This window comes from Brevinematia bacterium (genome assembly GCA_039630355.1).
In the GTDB taxonomy this organism is placed as follows: domain Bacteria; phylum Spirochaetota; class Brevinematia; order DTOW01; family DTOW01; genus SKYB106.
Genome location: JBCNVF010000126.1, coordinates 1 through 2185, shown reverse-complemented (window position 1 = coordinate 2185; position 2185 = coordinate 1). Strand labels below are relative to the sequence as shown.

Below are 2185 nucleotides of genomic sequence, written 5' to 3'. Positions count from 1 at the left end.
TAGCATCTTTTACGAATTCTGCTTTTGTTTTTTATAGGTTGATGCATTCTTTGGAGAGGGTAGGTAAACTTGAGGAAGCAGTGAGGGTTGGAGAAGATTTTCTGAAGTCTTGTAGCTGGGAGGATTTTGACGAGAAGGTTTTTAGGGCGAAGATTAGGAGTATCTATGTAAAGCTTGGTAATAAGTTTAGGAGTGAGGGTAATAGAAGTAAAGCGGAGGAGTTTTTTGAAAAGGCTAAGAGACTGGAGTAAGCTTAACTTCTTAGTTGCTTGGAGTGGTAGTAGAGAACCTTGTTTATGGCGTTGAGGTAAGCTTTTGCGCTGGCTACTATTATATCGGTGTCTGTTCCGTGTCCAGAGAAAGATATTCCCCCACTTTGTACTGACAGATTGACCTCTCCTATCGCATCTTTGCCAGAGGTTACTGCATGAATACTAAAATCCTCTAACTTTATGTTCTTTACGCCTACTACTCTCTCTATTGCTTTGAATGTTGCGTCAACGGGGCCGTTTCCCGTAGCAGATTCAACATACTCTCTCCTTCCTTTTTTCAAAACAACAGTAGCGGTTGGGATCGTTTTGTCTCCTGCAACTATTTGAATACTAGATATAGTGTATACTGCTTTAGTATCATCTATGTTCTGAGAAAATATTGCCAAAAGATCTTCTTCGTAGACATTTTTCTTTTTATCAGCTATCTCCAGGAATTTCTTGTACATTATCTCAAATTCTTCCTCTGAGGAGTAGGTTATTCCTAGCTCTTGGAATTTCACTTTTAGGGCATGCCTACCCGAATGTCTTCCCAAAATTATTTCTGAAGATGATCTGCCTACGTCTTCAGGTTTCATTATCTCGTAAGTTTGCTTATATTTTAGCACTCCATCTTGGTGTATTCCAGACTCGTGGGCAAAGACATTTCTTCCGACAATTGGCTTATTGTAAGCTAGTGGCAAACCTGTGATAGATATGAGGAGTTTGCTAGTTTTATAGATCTCTCTGGTATTGATATTGGTGTAGAATGGGTATATATCATTTCTTACGTTTATTGTCATAACTATCTCTTCAAGTGAGGCGTTACCTGCTCTTTCACCTATGCCATTGACACTGACTTCAACTTGGTCAGCTCCTGCTAGTAACGCAGAGAGGGAATTAGCAACAGCAAGCCCTAGGTCATTGTGACAGTGGACACTTATCTTAGCTCTGTCACCTATGGTGTCCTTTATAGTTTTGACAAGGTTATAGAATTCAAATGGGGTAGTATATCCGACTGTATCAGGGATGTTTATGGTAGTAGCTCCAGCTTCAATCACAGCTAGAAACACTTCCTTTAGAAAGTTTACATCACTTCTGGTAGCATCCTCCGCTGAGAATTCAACATCACTGACAAGGGATCTTGCAAACCTAACTGCTTCAATAGCCATTTTCAAAACTTCGTCTGGTTTTTTCTTCAACTTATACTCCATATGAATGGGCGAGGTTGCTATGAAGGTGTGAATTCTTTTACTCTTTGCTCCTTTCAAGGCTTCATAGGCTGACTTTATATCCTTTTCTAATGCCCTAGCAAGAGCGGCGATAGTAGGACCTTCCACCTCTTCTGCTATCATCTTGACCCCCTCAAATTGTATTGGGGAAGAAACTGGAAAACCGGCTTCAATTACATCAACTCCTAAATTGGCAAGTTGTTTGGCAAACAGTAGCTTGTTCTCTGCCGACATACTTGCACCGGGAGATTGTTCACCATCTCTGAGAGTAGTGTCAAATATGTATATCCTTCGCTTATCCATATATTTTACCTTCGTTAGAAGATAAATTTAATTAACACAACTTGGTATTTCAAGTTATACATCTGACTGAAGTTTGTAGAGGAGTTTGGTAAAAATTAAAGTGAAATAACCTCCTCTTGCCTCGTAAAATAAAGGCAAAAGGAGGCATATATGAATCACAGAAAAACTATAAATCACTTTATCAAAAACTTTCTACTTGACCTTTCATCCAAGCTCAGGAAGAAAATATCAGAAGTTGTTCTCGCAATCACACTATCTGGAAGTTTGAGGGATATCTAGGATATCTGAAAACAGTAGGAAGAGGGACAAGATAAGCCAATGGGGAAGGTATGAGTTTGTTAGAGGGTTGTTGGAAGAGTTGGATGTTGAGGTTGTTGAGAGGTTGATGGTTAGGGTTTTTGA

3 protein-coding genes are annotated in these 2185 nt (G+C 39.5%); 2 read left to right on the top strand and 1 reads right to left on the bottom strand.

Annotated elements, in window-relative coordinates; all coding sequences use genetic code 11:
• Nucleotides 1-251: hypothetical protein (locus ABDH28_08015; GenBank protein MEN2998959.1), on the top strand; the 251-nt coding region annotated here is incomplete at its 5' end.
• A gap of 2 nt (nucleotides 252-253) precedes the next feature.
• Here ABDH28_08015 and ABDH28_08010 read toward each other — a convergent pair.
• Nucleotides 254-1783 (bottom strand): 2-isopropylmalate synthase, encoded by a 1530-nt coding sequence (locus ABDH28_08010; protein MEN2998958.1) that lies wholly within the window; start codon nucleotides 1781-1783, stop codon nucleotides 254-256.
• Nucleotides 1784-1933: 150 nt separating this feature from the next.
• Here ABDH28_08010 and ABDH28_08005 point away from each other — a divergent pair, with 150 nt between their 5' ends.
• On the top strand, nucleotides 1934-2062 hold the full coding sequence (locus ABDH28_08005; GenBank protein ID MEN2998957.1) for a hypothetical protein: 129 nt from the start codon (nucleotides 1934-1936) through the stop codon (nucleotides 2060-2062).
• Nucleotides 2063-2185: the final 123 nt, after the last annotated feature.

Coding starts and splice junctions, on each gene's coding strand:
- ABDH28_08010 (MEN2998958.1), bottom strand. CDS start 1,783: ATGGATAAGCGAAGGATATACATATTTGACACTACTCTCAGAGATGGT.
- ABDH28_08005 (MEN2998957.1), top strand. CDS start 1,934: ATGAATCACAGAAAAACTATAAATCACTTTATCAAAAACTTTCTACTT.